Annotated in this window: 16 protein-coding genes; 13 read left to right on the top strand and 3 right to left on the bottom strand. The window is 67.0% G+C overall.

The genetic code is table 11. The features are described 5' to 3' along the window. Positions 1–257: 257 nt before the first annotated feature. From EYF70_RS10720 to EYF70_RS10690, 7 genes are all read left to right on the top strand, one after another. The gene (locus EYF70_RS10720) at positions 258–2,663 is read left to right on the top strand and encodes a hybrid sensor histidine kinase/response regulator (protein WP_131145382.1); all 2,406 of its coding nucleotides are present in this window, start codon (positions 258–260) and stop codon (positions 2,661–2,663) included. Next, positions 2,660–3,505: a transporter substrate-binding domain-containing protein gene (locus tag EYF70_RS10715; RefSeq protein ID WP_131145381.1), complete on the top strand. Its 846-nt coding sequence runs from the start codon at positions 2,660–2,662 to the stop codon at positions 3,503–3,505. The genes EYF70_RS10720 and EYF70_RS10715 overlap by 4 nt, the downstream gene beginning before the upstream one ends. 2 nt (positions 3,506–3,507) lie before the next feature. Then, a complete protein-coding gene (locus EYF70_RS10710; RefSeq protein ID WP_131145380.1) occupies positions 3,508–4,545 on the top strand; it encodes an Lnb N-terminal periplasmic domain-containing protein in 1,038 nt (345 codons plus the stop codon). Between the two features lie 197 nt (positions 4,546–4,742). Further along, positions 4,743–5,834, top strand: coding sequence for a PAS domain-containing sensor histidine kinase (locus tag EYF70_RS10705; RefSeq protein WP_229420807.1), 1,092 nt, complete (start codon positions 4,743–4,745; stop codon positions 5,832–5,834). A 74-nt stretch (positions 5,835–5,908) separates the two neighbouring features. Then, on the top strand, positions 5,909–6,997 hold the full coding sequence (locus tag EYF70_RS10700; protein WP_131145378.1) for a DUF1109 domain-containing protein: 1,089 nt from the start codon (positions 5,909–5,911) through the stop codon (positions 6,995–6,997). Between the two features lie 200 nt (positions 6,998–7,197). After that, positions 7,198–7,398: a hypothetical protein gene (locus EYF70_RS10695; protein ID WP_131145377.1), complete on the top strand. Its 201-nt coding sequence runs from the start codon at positions 7,198–7,200 to the stop codon at positions 7,396–7,398. A 138-nt stretch (positions 7,399–7,536) separates the two neighbouring features. Then, on the top strand, positions 7,537–7,947 hold the full coding sequence (locus EYF70_RS10690) for a hypothetical protein (RefSeq protein WP_131145376.1): 411 nt from the start codon (positions 7,537–7,539) through the stop codon (positions 7,945–7,947). 623 nt (positions 7,948–8,570) lie between these two features. Here the strand turns inward: EYF70_RS10690 and nhaR are convergent. After that, positions 8,571–9,467 (bottom strand): transcriptional activator NhaR, encoded by an 897-nt coding sequence (gene nhaR, locus EYF70_RS10680; protein WP_131145374.1) that lies wholly within the window; start codon positions 9,465–9,467, stop codon positions 8,571–8,573. Positions 9,468–9,619: 152 nt separating this feature from the next. On the opposite strand from nhaR, the gene EYF70_RS10675 reads away from it, so the two are divergent. From EYF70_RS10675 to EYF70_RS10660, 4 genes are all read left to right on the top strand, one after another. Continuing rightward, a complete protein-coding gene (locus EYF70_RS10675; protein ID WP_131145373.1) occupies positions 9,620–10,585 on the top strand; it encodes a TerC family protein in 966 nt (321 codons plus the stop codon). Positions 10,586–10,662: 77 nt separating this feature from the next. Beyond that, positions 10,663–11,067 (top strand): tellurite resistance TerB family protein, encoded by a 405-nt coding sequence (locus EYF70_RS10670; RefSeq protein WP_131145372.1) that lies wholly within the window; start codon positions 10,663–10,665, stop codon positions 11,065–11,067. A 474-nt stretch (positions 11,068–11,541) separates the two neighbouring features. Further along, the gene (locus EYF70_RS10665; protein ID WP_229420806.1) at positions 11,542–12,873 is read left to right on the top strand and encodes a TrkH family potassium uptake protein; all 1,332 of its coding nucleotides are present in this window, start codon (positions 11,542–11,544) and stop codon (positions 12,871–12,873) included. Next, positions 12,863–13,570, top strand: a complete 708-nt coding sequence (locus EYF70_RS10660) for a potassium channel family protein (protein WP_131145371.1) — start codon at positions 12,863–12,865, stop codon at positions 13,568–13,570. Before EYF70_RS10665 ends, EYF70_RS10660 begins: the two co-directional genes overlap by 11 nt. Before the next feature lie 28 nt (positions 13,571–13,598). On the opposite strand, the gene EYF70_RS10655 is transcribed toward EYF70_RS10660, so the two are convergent. Continuing rightward, the gene (locus EYF70_RS10655) at positions 13,599–14,363 is read right to left on the bottom strand and encodes a hypothetical protein (RefSeq protein ID WP_131145370.1); all 765 of its coding nucleotides are present in this window, start codon (positions 14,361–14,363) and stop codon (positions 13,599–13,601) included. A 137-nt stretch (positions 14,364–14,500) separates the two neighbouring features. Between EYF70_RS10655 and EYF70_RS10650 the strand changes: the two genes are divergently transcribed. Then, the gene (locus EYF70_RS10650) at positions 14,501–15,223 is read left to right on the top strand and encodes a hypothetical protein (protein ID WP_131145369.1); all 723 of its coding nucleotides are present in this window, start codon (positions 14,501–14,503) and stop codon (positions 15,221–15,223) included. A gap of 23 nt (positions 15,224–15,246) precedes the next feature. Here the strand turns inward: EYF70_RS10650 and EYF70_RS10645 are convergent, their stop codons facing one another. Next, on the bottom strand, positions 15,247–16,614 hold the full coding sequence (locus EYF70_RS10645; RefSeq protein WP_131145368.1) for an MBL fold metallo-hydrolase: 1,368 nt from the start codon (positions 16,612–16,614) through the stop codon (positions 15,247–15,249). A 110-nt stretch (positions 16,615–16,724) separates the two neighbouring features. On the opposite strand from EYF70_RS10645, the gene EYF70_RS10640 reads away from it, so the two are divergent. After that, positions 16,725–17,906, top strand: coding sequence for a pyridoxal phosphate-dependent aminotransferase (locus EYF70_RS10640; RefSeq protein ID WP_131145367.1), 1,182 nt, complete (start codon positions 16,725–16,727; stop codon positions 17,904–17,906). The last annotated feature ends 69 nt before the right edge of the window (positions 17,907–17,975 follow it).

Below are 17,975 nucleotides of genomic sequence, written 5' to 3'. Positions count from 1 at the left end.
CGCCGCCGCAAGCCCCATGCGATGCGCTGTGCCGCTCTGTGCCGCCGGCGCCACAGCCCCAGGCGCGCCTGCCGTGTGACATACGCGGGAGGGACGCCGGCATTCCTGAACCGATGTGCGCGAGCGTCACGCCGGCATTGCCAACCTGTTGTGCGCGAGGGCCGGGCCGGCATTGCTAAACTGTTGTCCAGTCAGGACAGCACCATCGCACAGGACGACGCGGGCCGGCCGCCGGCGCGCCACGAGACAAGGCACACATGTTCGGAGACGCTCGCGTTGTACGCAGGATGGCCTCGCTCGGCCCCCGGGCCCGCTGGGGTGGCGCGGTGCTGCTGGCGGTACTGGCGGTGGCGCTGCAGTTGCTGCAATGGCGCTTCGATGGCGGCCGCGCCCCCTTCCTCGTGTTCAGCCCCTGCCTGGTGTTCGCGGCCGCCGCATTCGACCGGGGGCCGGCGCTGCTGGTCTTCTTCACCGGGCTGGTCGCCGGTACCTGGATGCTCGAACCCAACGGCGCACTGCCCGGCTGGGCCGGCAGCGACCCGGCGGCGATCGCCGCGTACACGCTGCTGGGCCTGCTGTCGATCTACCTGGGCGGCCTGGGCCGCATCTATGCCGGCCGCGCGCTGCGCGCCGAACAGGCACTGGCCGACGAGCGCGTGGCGCAGAGCGAGGCGCAGCGCGACCACCTGTACCGGCTGCTGCTGCAGGCGCCGGGCTTCGTGGTGATCCTGCGCGGCCCGGCCCACCTGATCGAGTTGACCAATACGGATTTCGATGCGCTGGTCGGCCGCGGCGGGCTGGTCGGCACGCCGTTCGCCGGCGCCGTGCCGGAACTGGCGTCGGCGCACCTGGTCGCCCAGCTCGACGCGGCATTCGGCAGCGGCACCTCGTACGCGGCGCGCGAGACCCCCGTCTACCTGGGCAGCGGCGCCAGCCCGGCCGAGCGGCTGCGCTACATCGACTTCGCGCTGCAGCCCATCGGCGACAACGGGCACCCGACCGGGGTCTTCCTGTCCGGCGTGGATGTCACCGAGGCACGCCGCGCGCGCGAAGCCCTGCTGCTGAACGAGGAACGCCTGAAGGAAGGCTTGATGGCCGCCCGCATGGCGGTGTGGGAATTCGATCTCGTGCGCGACGAGGTCCTGTTTTCCGACAGCGCCGTGGTCCTGTTCGGCGCCTCGCTCGAGGAATTGCGCCGGCCATGGCACCTGGTCCACCCGGACGACCTGCCGCGCCTGCTCGAAGCGCGCACCGAGGCGATTGCCCGGCACGGCGGCTACCAGATGATCCTGCGGGCCCGGCGGGCGGACGACGGCACCGCGCTGTGGCTCGACCTGCGCGGCCGCTGCATCGTCGACAGGGACGGCACGGTGGCGCAGCTGCGCGGCGTGACGATCGACGTGACCGCCCGCGAAGTGGCCGAGCAGGGATTGCGCGCGGCCGAGCGGCGCAAGGATGAATTCCTGGCGATGCTGGCGCACGAGCTGCGCAATCCGCTGGCGCCGATCAGCGCGGCGGCCACGCTGCTGCAGCGCGGCATCGCCCAGCCGGCCCAGGTGTCGATGGCCGCCGCGATCGTGGCGCGGCAGGCGGCGCACCTGTCGCGCCTGGTGGACGACCTGCTCGACGCGGCGCGCATCAGCCGTGGCAAGGTGGCCCTGGTGCGGCGCCCGTTCGACTTGCGCGAGGCGGTGCGCGATGCCCTCGAACAGGTGCACCCGCTGCTCGCCGCACGGCACCATCAGCTCCAGTCGGCGCTGCCGTCCGAACCGGTGGGTGTCGATGGCGACCGCGCGCGCCTGACACAAGTGGTGGCCAACCTGCTCAGCAATGCGATCCGCTTCACGCCCGCGGGCGGCCGGATCGACGTGACGCTGGCCAGCGCCGGCAACCAGGGCGGGGACGGCGACAGCGGCGGCGGCCACGTGGAACTGGCCGTCAGCGACAACGGCTGCGGCATCCCGGCCGACCTGCTGCCGCATGTGTTCGGCCTGTTCACCCAGGGCGAACGGGGCGCCGACCGCTCGCAGGGCGGGCTGGGCATCGGCCTGGCCATCGTCTCCGGCCTGGTGGCGCTGCACGGCGGCAGCGTGCACGCGGCCAGCGACGGCGCGGGCCGGGGCGCCCGCTTCGCCGTCACGCTGCCCACCGTCGACTTGCCGCCCGCACAGGCCACCGCCGCCCCGCCCGAGGCACCGGGCAAGGCCCTCGACCTGCTGCTGGTGGACGACAACCGCGATGCCGCCGATACGCTCGCCATCCTGCTGCGCGGCGCCGGGCACCGCTGCACCGCCATGTACGATGCGGAGTCGGCGCTGGAGGCGGTGCGCCAGCGCCTGCCGGATGCCTGCATCCTCGATATCGGCCTGCCGGGCATGGATGGCTACACGCTGGCGCGCGAGATCCGCGCCATTGCCGCCGGCACAGGAGGGAGTTCGGGCGCCGATGCAGCCGGGAGCGCGGACAAAAGCGCGAACAGGAGCGCGAACAACAGCGCGCCCCCGATCGTGCTGTTCGCGCTGAGCGGCTACGGCCGCGCCGAAGACCGGGAGCGGGCCACGGCGGCCGGCTTCGACCGCCATTTCGTGAAACCGGTTTCGCCGGACGAACTGCTGGGCGCCCTCGCCGCCGCCTCGGCGCCCACCTCCCCGGCCGCGCCATGACCGGCGGCCAAGCGGCGCAGGGTCCGGCACCGGCCGCTTCGCGCAACGTGAGCGCGCGCCGCCACGGGCCGGTCTACAATGGCGCAATGCTCCGTTCGCTTGCCGCCCTCTTCCTGGCCGCCGCCTGTACCTGCCCGGCCGCCGCACCGCTGCGTGTCGGCGGCTTCATCGTGGCGCCGCTGGTGCTCGGCGAGCCCGGCAAGCCGCTGCGCGGCGCCCTGCGCGACTTCATGGAGCGCGAAGTGATGCCGGGTGGCGTGGCCCTGCGGTGGATGCCGCCCAGCTCGCTGGCCGAGGCATATGCCAGCCTGCGCGATGGATCGCTCGACGTGGTGCTGGTGGCCAGCGGCGAGGCGGCGCGCCAGCCCGGTGCCGCGCCGTTCGACTGGAACTTCCTCCTCACCCGCCCGCACCTGGCGGTACGCGACGACTCGCCGCTGCGCGCCGTGCCGTCGCTGCACCGGCTGGCCGGCCTGGAAATCGGCTGGGTCGCCGGCCCCAACCTGTCGCCGGGCCTGCGCAAATCCGGCGCGAAGTGGCTCCGCACGGAAGGTGCCGACTGGCAGATCGAGAACCTGCGCCGGCTCCGGGCCGGCACGCTGGACGCCGCCTACTTCGAGAACGAATACTCGCCCGCCTATCTGGCACGCATGGCGGGCATGCCGATCCGGCTGGTGCGCCTGCCGATGCCGCCACGCCCGTTCTTCATGCTGTATTCCCTGAAGGCGAAGAAGGCCGATATCGCCCGCTTCGACCGGGTGGCCAGCGCCGCGTTCGAGGGGCGCCGCTTCCACGACTTCCTCGAGCGTTACCAGGGCACCGGCGTGCCGGCGCCGCGCTGACGATGCGCACCGGCTGGCGAGGCGCACACATCAAAGCGGCGCTGCTCAAGGCGCCGGCGACGCTGGCCCTTGCGCTGGCCACGGCCTGGGGCACGCTGGCGCTGTGGTTCCAGCTGCCATCGATGCCCGCCGTCGCCGCCGGCCTGGCGTGGTGCGCCATCGGGCTTGCCGGGACCGCGGCGTTGTGGCTGCGGCGCGACAGGCGCTTCCGGGCCGGCGCCGCCGTCGCCTGCGCCGTGGCCGCGGTGGCGATGGCGGCGTGGTGGCAGTCGATCCGGCCGTCGCACGACAAGGCATGGGCGGACGATGTCGCGCGCCTGCTCGACGCCGACGTGGACGGCGACCGCGTCACGCTGCGCAACGTGCGCAATTTCGACTGGCAAACCGAGATGCGCTACACGCCGCGCTGGGAAACCCGCCAGTACGACCTGGCGCAACTGGCCTCGGCGGACCTGATCCTGTCGTACTGGATGGGGCCGCACATCGCGCACACCCTGGTTTCGTTCGGCTTTGCCGACGGCCGTAAGCTGGTGTTTTCGCTGGAAATCCGCAAGGAGCGGCACGAATCGTTTTCCGCGCTCGGCGGCTTTTTCCGCCGCTTCGAGGAAGTGCTGGTCGCGGCGGACGAGCGCGACATCGTGCGCACGCGCAGCAACGCGCGCGGCGAACAGGTCTACCTGTACCGGTTGCGCGCCACGCCGGAGCAGCTGCGCGCCGTGTTCCTGGGCTACCTGGCACAGGCCGCGCAATTGCGCCACACGCCGGCCTTCTACAACACGCTGACCAGCAACTGCACCACCGTGGTGTTCGACCTCGCCCGGCAGATCGCGCCGGGGCTGCCGCTCGACTACCGGCTGCTGGCATCCGGCCACTTCGCCGAGTACGCGTACGACCAGGGCGCGCTGACGCCCGGTTATCCGTACCGCGTGCTGCAGCAGCGCGGCTTCATCAATCCGCGCGCGCAACGGGCGGACGCTGCGGCGTTTTCGCGGGCGATACGGGCCGGCATCCCGGGCGTGCCACCCGACGAACTGCGCTGAAGGCAATAGCGGCGCGGCAACGTAGCACATGATGCAACGAAAATTAAAATTCGTGCCAGAAACATCAAATCGTGACATCATGGCAGGTCATCGTTTCGCCAGCTTCCATGTCTTCCGACCGCACGTCCCCATCATCAGCCCTGCCCCACGGCGCAAAATCCGAGCTGCGCTTTCGCGCCCTGTTCGAGCAGGCGCCGGTGAGCATCCAGATCCTCGCACCCGGCGGGCGCACGCTGGGCGTCAACCAGGCGTGGGAAGACCTGTGGCAGATTCGCGAAGGCTCCGCACTGAAGGCCCACGTGCTCAGTTCGGCCTACAACGTGCTCCACGATCCGCAGCTCATCGCGCATGGCATCGCCCCGCTGCTGCAGCGCGCGTTCGACGGTGAACCGGTCACGCTGCCGGCAATCCGCTACGACGTGGCCACGCTGGATGGCGACGGTCCGGCGCGCTGGGTGACCGCGCGGGCGCATCCGATCAAGGACGACGACGGCCGCGTGCTCGAAGTGATGCTGATCCACGAGGACATCACCGAGCGGCTGGCCGCCGAACAGGCGCTGCTGGAGCAGGACCGCCGCAAGGACGAGTTCCTGGCCATGCTGGCCCACGAGCTGCGCAATCCGATGGCGCCCATCTCCGCCGCGGCCGACCTGCTCCGCACGCTCGGACCCAGCGAGGAACGGGTGCGCAAGGCGAGCGAGGTGATCAGCCGGCAGGTGCGCCACATGACGTCGCTGGTGGACGACCTGCTCGACGTGTCGCGCGTGACACGCGGCCTGATCCAGCTCGAACGCTCGGTGGTGGAAGTGGCCGCCATCGTCGCCAATGCCGTCGAGCAGGCGCGCCCGCTGATCCAGGCGCGCGGCCATGCGTTCGCCATCGAAGGCGATACGGACGGCATCCGCCTCCACGGCGATCCGCACCGCCTCGTGCAGGTGGTGGTCAACCTGCTCAACAACGCCGCCAAGTACACGCCGCGCGGCGGCCGGATCGCGCTCGCCATCGCGCGCGCCGGCACGACCGTGACGATCAGTGTGCGCGACAACGGCATCGGCCTCGACAGCGAGCTGCTGCCCCATGTATTCGACCTGTTCACGCAGGCCGAGCGCTCGCCCGACCGCGCCCAGGGTGGCCTGGGCATCGGCCTGGCGCTGGTGCGAAATATCGTCTCCATGCATGGCGGGCACGTCACAGCTCACAGTGACGGGCCGGGGCTGGGCAGCCTGTTTACGGTGACGCTGGACGTGGCTGACGATGGCGCCGCGCTGGCAGTGGCCGTATGTGCGTGACCTGCCGCAGCGCTGACATGCCTCTGTCGGGCAAGATCCTTGGCATTTTTTAGTCTGCTGCCTACCGTTTCCCGATGGTTGCATCGCTTAGTCTCTACCTGATCCCCTACATCGCGCTCTTTGCGCTGGCACTGAGGATGCCCGGTCGGCGCTCGCTCGCGGCGTTCGCGGTGGTGACGGGCGTGGCCCTCGGGTCGCTCGCATGGTACGGCTTCCGGTCGGCGGACAGTGCGCCCGGCGGCGCGGGCCTGTTCCTGCTCATGGGGACACTTTTCATCTGTTCAGCCATCGCCGGATTGCTGGCGGGCGTGGCGACCCGCGCCGCGATGCTCTGGCGCCCGCGCACTAGGCAGTCGCGCACGCGGTCCGCGTTCCTCGTGCTGGCGGGATTCCTGGCCTTGCCGGCGTTGGTGGGAGGCGCGTCATGGTGGTCGGAGTGGCAGCGCCGGCCTCCCGACGAGACCTGCCTGGCAGCGAAACACCACGTGACCATCGCGGGAGCGGATTTCTGGCTGCCGTCAGCGCCTGTTTTCGCGCCCTGGACGGGAAAAGACCAGTTGTACTCGTTTTCGGTGAATCGCCGCATGCGGGACTTTTGCAGCCTCAGCCTGGAAACGGAACAGCCCGTCACGCTGGTGAACCTGTCGATCGATGTCGGGAAGCTGGGCTTCGAAGGCCGTCCATCGCGGGATCGATTCTGCGCGTCCGGGGACCGGGACCTGGCAAAGCTGCTCTGCCCCGCCGAAGTGCGAGCGGACTTTCCCCATACGATCTCGGTGTATTCGCCGACCGATTATGACTACCGGAGAATGCTGGGGAGCAGCGGCCAGGGCAGCCATGCCGCATTCGTGAAAGAAAAAGATGCCGCAATCCAGTACGGCCAGCCTCTGGAAGTCGCGGCGGCCGGGGATTTCAACCGGTATGCCAATGGCTACTGGGTAGCCCGCGACGGAATGTGGCATAACGAGGCGAGCGAACCATTTACCTTGCACTGCCATGACATCTCGCCAGCCGGCATGCTTCATTGCAGCACGACGTACCGTTTAAAATGGGGCCCCCAGGTCAGCTACAGTTTTCGCGCCCATCAGGATGACGTGGCGTCGGCCGCAAAGACAGTCGACGCGAATTTTCAGGCGCTCATGAGGATATTGACGAGAAAGTAGCGGCGTCCGTGAAAGGCTGGCCAGGCCATCCGATAATCGATAAGGGAGATCGGGAAATGAGTGAGTCGTGCGAGCCTATTGGGCCATTAGTCAGCCGGGGTTGCCAAGTGCTGGCGCCAGGCCGTCCCATATTCTTCGCCAGGGTCGGGATTTTCCGGCCGACGCAGGTGGAAGGAAAATGGTGGCAATGCAAACTCAGCTTGCCCGGCATCGTCGAGGACGAGCGTGTCGCATTCGGCTGCGACGAGTGGGATGCGCTGCAGGCGGGCATGCAGATGGTATGGATCGAGCTCGACCACAAGGCGCGGACCGGATGGACATTCACGTGGTGGAATGGCGAGAGTTCCGACGTCAACCAGCTGTTGCCGCATTGGGGGCGTGAGTTGCATCCGAGGCGCTGATCGACCTGCCATGCCTGGGCGAACGGCCAGGTGCAGCCGGTAGCGGACGTTAAATCCAACGCAGATAGACAGCCCCGCATCGCTCGAATGGTTCTGAGCGCATGGGCATGCCTGTTCCAGAAATTAGAAAGAAACCGTGTGAAAAATACTCTTGCAGTCCTGTTATTCACTGTCGCGACCTGGGCATTCGGCGCCGACCCGATTACCTTGCCAGCAGCTGGTCCTGCTTCCGCTGCCAGCATCTTCCATTGCGAAGCGCAATTGGCCAGCTCCAGCCATTTCGAGAAAGTCGGCAATGGGGCTTACAGGCAAATAAACGTTGGCGCGGATTCGTTTATCTACATCTTCACGGTTCCGACCGAGCCTGCTCACCCCGCCATGATCAAGATCACCTTGCATCCCATGGCGGATCCTCGGCAGCCCCAGGAAAGCGAGATCGAATTCTTTGCGTCCTACGCTGGCAAAGAGACCGATTTCGATGCATGGAGCGAGAAAGTCTTGCATGACTTTGGCAGAGGATTCGCCACCGGTGTCATGGAGAATCAGTGAGTGGAGCGGACGTCGTGGCAAAGCCTTCGAGTCGAGATTTTTTATAACCGTACCCACCGCACGGAGCGGGCGGAAGTCCGCAATGGGGCGCGCGCCGCCGGTACTGACAGCCTGTGACTTTTCCGTATCTGCAACTGCCATGCTGCGTCAAGCGGCCGAGATCGGACCAATACCGGCCATCCAGGAATTACAAATATGAAGAACAGTAAAAAGCACGAGTACTGTCAGATCTGCAGGCGCTTGCTCGATAATCCGCGAGATCCGCTTTCAGGGGATTGTGGTGGAGATTGCTGGGGATGCATAGGCGCTATCGAGGCAGAAATGGGAAATGCACAGTCACTCGCCTACGTACGCAAGGAATACGAGGCAGGACTCAGGCCCGGCTGGATCGACCCTTCCACTCCCTGATCTGGCTGCTGCGCGGCGACCGCTTCGGGCGACAGCTGCCGTCCACTGGCCGGTGGCAAGGGACCAGGAGCAGACGCGACCACTGAGTGCACATAGCGTTCGTGTGCTTCCATTTGCGATGAAAAGCAGAGCCCCGTCCGTTCTTTTCAAAAGCTGAACGACGGACGATTCCATCTGGCACATTGAGACGTCGCGAGTCGATGCCAGGGGCCTCGCTAAGCCTTGAACAAATGCTTCCGCGCCTCCTGGCTGATCGCCACCGTGGCCGGATGGCTCAGCCGCCGCTCGGTGGTGATCGCGTACACCTGGTCGACGACATCGCCCGCCTCGCCGAACTGTTCGACCTGGTACTGCTTGCAGATGTAGTCCGCCAGCACGCCCGGCGCGAAGAACAGGCCGGCGCCGGCCTGGCCGAAGGTCTTCATCATCGCGCTGTCGTCGAATTCGCCGACGATGCGCGGCCGCACCCCATGCTCTTCCAGCCACTTCAGCACGCGCGGCCGCGTGGCGAAATCCTCGCCCGGCAGCAGCATCGGCATCTTGTCCAGGCATTGCGGGAACGGGCCTTTCAGGCGTTCGCGGAGAGCCGGCGCGCCGAAGATCTTCAGCACGCTCTCGCCCAGCAAGTGGGAAAAACCGCGCACGGACAAGTGCTGGGGCATCGGCCGGTCGGCGATGATCAGGTCCAGCCGGTGCACGGCCAGCTCGCCCAGCAGCGTGGCCAGGCGCCCTTCCCTGCAGACCAGGCGCACCGGTTCGTCCAGCGCCAGCGCGGGTGTCAGCACCTGGCTGGCGACCATCTTCGACACCGAATCCGCGCAGCCGACGAGGAAGCGGGTGGCGTGCACCGACTCGTCGTGCAATGCCTCGATGAGTTCATCGCCGGTGCGGAAGATGGTGTCGGCATAGCTCAGCACGCGGGTGCCCGCCTCCGTCAGCTCGAGTGTGCGGCCGGCGCGGCGGAACAGTTCGACGCCCAGCGTTTCGGCGAATTCCGTCAGCTGGCCGGAGATCGATTGCGGCGTCAGGTGCAGTTGCTCGGCGGCGCGGGCAATCGTGCCGGTGCGCGCCACCATCCAGAAATAACGGAGATGCTTGTAATTGAGGCTCATGGTGGAAAGGTCGGGGCAGTCTGGCGCCGGAACGCTGACAGGAATGCAATTGCTCAGTTTTTTCGATGTATTCGCTTAGTATATTCGATTTGTCCTTTCAATCGTGCGACGTTATCCTGCCCCTGTTGATAATTCATAAGAAGGTGGTCGAAATGACTGGACTTGAGAATATCGCCACACCGGGGATGTGGGCCGGATTCGTGGCGTTCGTGCTGGTGATGCTGGCGCTGGACCTGTTTGTCTTTGGCGGCAACAAGGCGCACAAGGTGAGCGTGAAGGAAGCGGCCGCGTGGTCGGGCGTGTGGGTGACGATGGCGCTGCTGTTCAACGCGGGCCTGTGGTGGCACCTGAAGGGCACCGTGGGCGAAGTGGTCGCCGACCAGAAGGCGCTGGAATTCCTGTCCGGCTACCTGATCGAGAAGGCGCTGTCGGTCGACAACGTGTTCGTGTTCCTGCTGATCTTCGGTGCCTTCCAGGTGCCGCCGCAATACCAGCGCCGCGTGCTGATCTACGGCGTGCTGGGCGCGATCGTGATGCGCGCCGTGATGATCCTGGCCGGTGCCTGGGTAGTGAAGGAATTCTCGTGGGTGCTGTACCTGTTCGGCGCGTTCCTGCTGTTCACGGGTATCAAGATGCTGATGGCTTCCGAGCAGGAGCCCGACGTGACGCAGAACCCGGTGCTGAAATTCGCCAAGAAGCACCTGCGCGTGGCCGAGGACGAGCATGGCGAGAAGTTCATGGTGCGCAGGAACGGCCTGCTGTACGTGACGCCGCTGTTCCTCGTGCTGATCCTGATCGAAGTGACCGACCTGATCTTCGCGGTGGATTCGATCCCGGCGATCTTCGCGATCACGACCGACCCGTTCATCGTGTTCACGTCGAACCTGTTTGCGATCCTGGGCTTGCGGGCGCTGTACTTCCTGCTGGCCGACATCGCCGACCGCTTCCACCTGCTCAAGTATGGCCTGGCGCTGGTGCTCGCGTTCATCGGTACCAAGATGCTGATCATGCCGTGGTACCACATGCCGGTGGAGGCTTCGCTGGTGGTGGTGGCCTTCCTGATCGGTGCCAGCGTGCTCGCCAGCCTGCTGCTGCCGCCGAAGAAGACCGGCAACTGATGCACATGACCGGCGCGGCCCCACGGGGCCGCCCGGCGCGAAAAATGTGAACGACGATAACGACAAAGGATAAAACGATGCGCAAGTATGAAACCAACAGCCCGCGGGCCCGTGCCCGCCTGCTGGCCCTGTCGATGGTGGTCGATGGCCACCTCGACCCGGCCGAGCTGCAGGTGCTGGAAGATTCACCCGTCCTGCAGGACCTGGACATCGACTGGACCCTGTTCAGCGAAGTGCTGGACGAACTGTGCAGCGACATGCTGGGCGGCACCGTGCGCAACGGCGCGGTGGAGATCGGCCCGGCGCTGCTGGACAGCGTGCTGGCGGAGATCACCGAACCCGCCCTGCAGCGCCAGCTGCTGGTGGCGATGCTCGATATCGTCGAAGCCGACGCGCGGCTTGCCCATGCCGAACGCCTGCTGGTGACGCGCGCCGGCCAGTGCTGGATGCAGGATGCCCAGCCCGAACCGCTTCCCGCCTGACGGTCGCGCCGGCACGACGTTCCGGTAAAAGACACCAATCAAAAACGGTGACAGTCACCATTTTTGAAGCGTTGCCCGAGATATCAAAGCGTCTGCATTCACCCCAACAGCAAAGGGCTGGGGTCAGGAAGGAATGCTGGCATGTATGCCAGCATCGTTCCGCAGGCGCGAAGCATGCTTCGCGAAACCCCTGCTTCACCCCGCCGGGTCTGACCCCGGAATCTGCACTTGGGGTGGGCTTATCCCGAAACAAATGGTGACTGTCACCGTTTTTCCGGAAATGTTTCAAAACAAAGGGTGACTGTCACCGTTTTTGACCCCGGAATTTGCACTCGGGGTGGGCTTATCCCGAAACAAATGGTGACTGTCACCGTTTTTGCCTGTACAGCTTGCTCGTGCCGGCCACCATGCGATTAGGCGGGACCGGCGGCTTCGTTTACCATGTCGGTCTTTCACCACGCCGGCGCCTGAATCTTGAAACAGACCGTCCTCCACCCCGCGCGCACCGTGATCCTGGGCTTTGCCCTGGCGATCGCGGTCGGCACCCTGCTGCTGATGCTGCCCATCGCGCGCGCCGCGGGCGTGCCGGCGCCGCCGATGGTGGCGTTCTTCACATCCGTGTCGGCCATTTGCGTGACGGGCCTGGTGCTGGTCGACACCGGCACCTACTGGTCGGTGTTCGGCCAGGTCACGATCATGGTGATGTTCCAGCTGGGCGGCTTCGGCATGATGACGGCGGCGACCCTGCTCGGCCTGATGGTGAACCGCTCGCCGCGGCTGCGCACGCGGCTGGTGACGCAGACGGAAACCCGCTCGCTGTGGGTCGGCGACATTTCCAGCGTGGCCAAGCTGGTGCTGGGCGTCACGGCGCTGTCCCAGCTCATCATCGGTGCCCTGCTCACGCTGCGGCTGCGCATCGGCCACGACATGGCGTGGGGCGACGCTGCCTGGACCGGCTTCTTCCACGCCGTGTCGGCCTTCAACAATGCCGGCTTCTCGATCCACCCGGACGGCTTCATGCGCTATGCCAGCGACGCGCTGATCCTGCTGCCGGTGATGATCGCCGCCGTGGTCGGCGGCATCGGCTTCCCCATCCTGAACGACCTGCGCGACCGTTGCCGCGATCCGCGCCACTGGTCGCTGCACACCAAGCTGACGCTGGCCGGCACGCTGGTGCTGGTCGTTTCCGGCTTCTTCGCGATCCTGCTGTTTGAATGGGACAACGCGAAGACCTTCGGCCCGCTGTCGATCGCGGACAAGCTGCTGAACAGCCTGTTCATGTCGGCATCCGCGCGCACCGTGGGCTTCAACACGGTGGACATCGCCGCGCTGACGCCGGAAACCTGGGCGCTGCACTACTTCCTGATGTTCGTCGGCGGCGGCAGCGCCGGCACCGCGGGCGGCGTGAAAGTGGGCACCGTGATGATCCTCGTGCTGCTCGTCATTGCCGAAGCCAAGGGCCATACCGACACCGAGGCCTTCGGCCGGCGCGTCGGCGCCTCGGCACAGCGGCAAGCCATCACCGTGATGGTGGTGGGCAGCGTGATCGTCGCCGCGGGCACCATCGCGCTGCTGCGCATATCGCATTTCCCGACCGACCAGGTGATCTTCGAAGTGATCGCCGCCTTCGGCAGCGCCGGCCTGTCCACCGGTATCACGGACGACCTGCCGCCGTCCGGCCAGTTCGTGCTGGCCCTGCTAATGTTCTTCGGCCGGGTCGGCACCATCACCCTTGCGACCTCGCTGGTCATCGGCGAACGGCGCATGCCTTATCGTTATCCTGAGGAGCATCCAATTGTGGGGTAGGATTTTTACGGAGCAGTTCGCGTTTTCCGCCAGCGACAGCGTCATCGTCATCGGCCTGGGCCGGTTCGGCGGCGCCGTGGCGCAATCGCTGATGCACCTTGGCCACGACGTGATGGGCGTCGACAAGAAGGAAGAGCTGGTGCAGGTGTGGGGCGACCGCCTCACGCATGCCGTGCAGGCCGATTCCACCAACGAGAACGTGATGCTGCAGCTGGGCGTGGCGGACTTCTCGCACGCCATCGTGGCGATTGGCTCCGACCTGGCGGCAAGCCTGATGACCCTGATGGTGCTGACGGAACTGGGCATCAAGGATATCTGGGTCAAGGCGCTGACGCCTGAACACGGCCAGATCGCCACCCGCATCGGCGCCCATCACGTGGTGTATCCGGAAGCGGACATGGGCGCACGCGTCGCCCACCTCATCACGGGCCGCATGATGGATTTCATCGAGTTCGAGGACGGCTTTGCGATCGCCAAGATCCATGCGCCGGCCGACACCCACCACGTCACGCTGGCCGAATCGCATGTGCGCACGCGCTATGGCGTGACGGTGGTCGGCGTCAAGCGCCAGAATGAAGACTTCCAGCACGCGCGGCCGGAAACGCGCATCCTGCCGGCCGACCTGCTGATCGTCTCCGGGCCCACCGGCAAGATCGAGCAGTTCGCCGGCGGCGACAAGGCGAAAGGCAGGAAATAGGCACGCGGGCAGCCCGCGCGAAGGAAACCTAGCGCGGCGGCAGCAGGTGGCGGAAGGTGGGCTCGATATTCCTGGCGTGCAGCAGGCGCACGATGTCTTCCAGCGTGGCGTCCTTCAGCAGCAGCCCGGGCGGCACGGCCGACGCTGGCGCGGGCGCCACGGCATCCGTCGCGGCCTGCGTCTCGGCTTCGGCCATGCCGGCGCCGCGCGCCAGCACCGCCAGCGCATGCCGGAACTGTTCCTGGCTGATCGATTCCAACCCCTGCAAGAATGCCGCCTGGGCGGCGGGCGGCGGCGGCATTTCCAGCGCCGGTTCGTCGGCGAACGATGCGCCCATGCCGGGGTGGATGAACGCGGCCCACTTGCCCGTCGCGCCGTTCAGGCAGGGCGGCAGCTCGACCAGCGCCAGCACGCCGTGCTGCGGCAGGACCACGCCGGAGCAGTAGGCAGCCACCACCTGCCCGAGGAATTCCTGCGCGATGGCGGCCGGCACCGGCTCCTGGAACGACAGCCAGAGCCGGAACCCGGCAGCGCCGGAGATGCTCACGGCCGGTGCCGGCAATCCCAGCTCGCCCTGCAGCGCGTTGGCCGCCTCGCACAGGCGTTCCCACGGGTCGGCGCCGTTGGCCTGGGGCTGGCGGTCGAACGGGATGACGATGGCGCGCACCGCGCCGCCGTGCGCGAGATCGAAGGCGCGCGTCATGCGCCCGTCGAGATGCTGTTCGAGCCCCTCCGGCACGGGTGCGCCGGCGGGCAGGTACAGGCGGAGCAATTGCGAAATGAGTTCGTGCATGGTGTTCCTCGGTTTGCTGTCGGCCGGCAGCCGGCCACGGTAGTTCCTGCAACCGCCATTATCGCCGGAACAGCCCGTGGCGGCCGGGTCAGTGCACTACAATGGCGCTCTCCCGCCACGATCCGTCCGAAAGATCCATGAGTACCACCGACCTGCCCTTCCGCGCCACCACAGACGAAGCCTGCGCCTGGCTGGCGCTGCAGACCGCATCCCCCTGGACACTGGCCCGCCTGCTCGAGCATGGCCTCACGCCCTACGTTTGGCTGGACTACGATCCGGCGTACCCGGAACTGTTCGGCGACGCGAACGGCGGCTATGCGGCGCCGATCTTCTTCGAAGGCGACATCGCGCGGCTGGCGGCCGGCAGCGACGACGTGCTGATGACGATGACGAAGGATGCGTACAAGATCGTTGCGCGGCTTCCCGAACCGGGTTTCCGGCGGCCGCTCGACCAGTTGCGCTTCCAGAAGAAAGACCTGGAGCGGCTTGCCGGCAAGCTGAAACACGAGGCGGAGGCGGCGGCAGAGTCGGCCGCCCGCCCAGCGCCGGCGGCCAGCGAATCGCAGTACGGCATCGGCAAGGCGGAAGTGCTGGCGGCGTTCGCGCGGCTGGTGCGGCTCGACCTGGACAAGGCGCTCGACGAGGCGATCGGCATCTTTGGCGACGACGGCGCGCGCGTCAAGGCCAGCGCGAGGAAATCGAAGCGCAACGCTGTGTGGAATCCGGTCACGCTGGCGCTGGGGTTGCACGACGTATACCGCGTGCCGCTCGGTCCCCTGAAACGGGCCTTTGCATCGCATGACTTCCTGCATGCCTGGCAGGACGACTGGGAGCAGTCGCTGTATTTATTGGGTAAGTAGCCCGCGCCGGGCAAGTAAGCCCTTCAGGCCGGGCGTGCCAGCAGCCGGCGCAGCTGCGCGGCCTGGTAAGCCCCGAAGGTATCGCTGAACAGGCAGCGGATCAGCGGATCGTCGACCACCTCGGCGCCGGCGAGGGCGCGTTCGGTGCCGGCATCGAAGGCGGCTTCGCCCACGGGATCGTTGATGCGCAAATACACCGAGGTCAGCGCCTCGCCTTCTTCCAGCGCGGCCCACAGCTTGGCGGCCGGGATTTCCGTGAGCCAGCCGGGCGCCGCGGCGCTGTCGTCCAGCACGGCCGGGCCGCCCGGTGGCAGGCGGTAGCGGAAATGCGTGGCCACGCCCGCGTGATCGTAGATCGACAGCTGCCAGGTGCGGGGCTCGTCGAAGTATTCCGACGCGGCTTCCACCTCACCGTACTTCGCCGGCAGTTCGCTGCGGCAGTAATCGGTCACGCGGGCCAGCTGCGCCTCTGTCAGCGGGCCGAAATGCCGGGCGATCTCGCTGGTGTGCGGCGCGGCGGCGTTGCCTTCATAGACGTAGTCGACATCCTGCGGGCCGACGGGAATCACCCAGCCGAGGGGCGGCGCCGGCCGCAGCGACACGGCATCCAGCGTCACCGACACCGATGGATCGAGACGCACCACCGTGGCCGTGGACAGCGCGCGCGTCACTTCCGCCGTGAAGAGGGCATACGAGATCGGGAAGAAGGCGCGGTTGTACCAGGACCAGGGTTCCTGCCGGAACTGGCAGGAACTGGGCACGACATAACGGGGCGCCAGTGCCTGCAACTGGGCGATCCATTCTTCCGGCAGCTCCGGCGGCGCGGCCGTGTAGCGCGACGGGGCCAGCACTTCGAGTTCGCGCATGGTCTGGAAGGGCCACAGCACCATGTCCCATGGGCCCTGCTCCACCAGCTGGGCAAGCGTGCCGTCGTCGATCCATGAATCGACGACGTTGAGCACGTTCATGCCGGCCGCCCGCACCTGGAACATCGAGTCCACGTCCGCATCCATCGCTTCGCGCGGGGTGACCTGGAACGGACCGATGCCGACGGGTTCATTCAGCCGCAACGGCGTGACCTGCGTAAAACCCAGCTGCCGCACCATGTCGAACAGCTCGCCGAACAGGCAATACAGGTACAGCGGGGTGGCGCGGTCGAGCAGGTCCAGGCTGTCCAGCGAGCAGTGGTCATCGTGGAAGTGCGAGATGAAGACGGCGTCGAAACGCTCGCGGCGGATCTGGTCGACGTCGAAGCGCACGTCCGGAAAGGCGTGGCAGTTGCGGCTGAACGGGTTCTCGAAGACCGGATCGAACGCGATGCGCGTGCCGCCGCACCCGAACACATAGCCGGCGTGCAGGATGCGGGAAATGGTGAGGTCGGGCTGGGTCATCAGTCGGGCTGGCGGGAGCTGGAAAGCAGCCAGTGTACCCGGCGGCTTCATTATCATGGCCATCCCCGCTACACTGGCGGGTTCCGAACCGCAACGCATGCCTCCACACCATGAAGATTTCACAACGCGCCAAAGCCATCGACCCATTCTTCGCCATGGAATTCGGCAAGCGCGCCGCCGCCCTGGGCGAGCTGGGACATGACGTGATCCGCCTCAGCCTGGGCGAACCCGATTTCGGCGCGCCGCCCGCCGTGCTGGAAGCGGCGGCCGAGGCGGCGCGCGCAGGCGCCCTGCCCTATACGGCGGCCCTCGGCATGCCCGCGCTGCGCCAGGCCCTGGCCGGCTTCTACCTGCGCGAGCACGGCGTATCGATCGCGCCGGAACGCATCATCGTCACGGCCGGTGCCTCGGCCGCGCTGCTGCTGGTCACGGCCGCGCTGGTCGACCCGGGCGACGAAGTCATCGTGGGCGACCCGTCCTACCCGTGCAACCGCCAGTTCCTCGGCAGCTTCGGCGCCGATGTCCGGCTGGTGGCCACCGGCCCGGCCTCGCGCTTCCAGCTGGACGCCGCCAGCGTGCGGGCCAACTGGAGCGAACGCACCCGCGGCGTGATGGTGGCGACGCCATCGAACCCCACCGGCACCTCGGTCCCGCCGGACGAGCTGGCCGCGATCTGCGACTGGGCGCGCCGCCACGATGCCTGGCGCATCGTCGACGAGATCTACCTGAACCTGGGCGACCGGGATGGCGCGGGCCGGCCGCCGCAAACCGTGCTGGCGGTCGACGACGACGCCATCGTCATCAACAGTTTCTCCAAATACTTCGGCATGACGGGCTGGCGGCTCGGCTGGTGCGTGGTGCCAGAAGCGCTGGTACCGACGATGGAGCGGCTGGCGCAGAACTACTACATCTGCCCGTCGACGATCGCCCAGCAGGCGGCGCTGGCCTGCTTCACGGACGCGTCGCTGGCCGTCTGCGAGGAGCGCCGGCTGGAATTCGGCCGGCGCCGCAAGCTGGTGCTGGAAGGCCTGGCCGACATCGGCCTGCCCGTGCCCGTGCCGCCGGACGGCGCGTTCTACGTGTACTTCGACGTCAGCGGCACGGGGCTCACGTCGTGGCAGTTCTGCGAGCGGGTGCTGCAGGAAGCCCATGTCGCCCTCACGCCTGGCAAGGATTTCGGGCAGTGCGGTGCCGATACCCATGTGCGGCTGTCGTATGCGGCCAGCGCCGCGCACCTGGCCGAAGCACTCCGGCGGCTGGGCGAGTTCATGGCGCGCCTGCGCGCATCGTGACATTGCGCGGCCATCGATACGGCCCGGTCGGTTCACTATGAGTGATTGATTCAATTGGTGATCGATTCA

The sequence above is a fragment of the Pseudoduganella albidiflava genome (assembly GCF_004322755.1).
Taxonomy (GTDB): domain Bacteria; phylum Pseudomonadota; class Gammaproteobacteria; order Burkholderiales; family Burkholderiaceae_D; genus Rugamonas; species Rugamonas albidiflava.
Note: the sequence above shows the minus strand (reverse complement) of the source record. Positions and strands in the feature narration are given on the sequence as shown.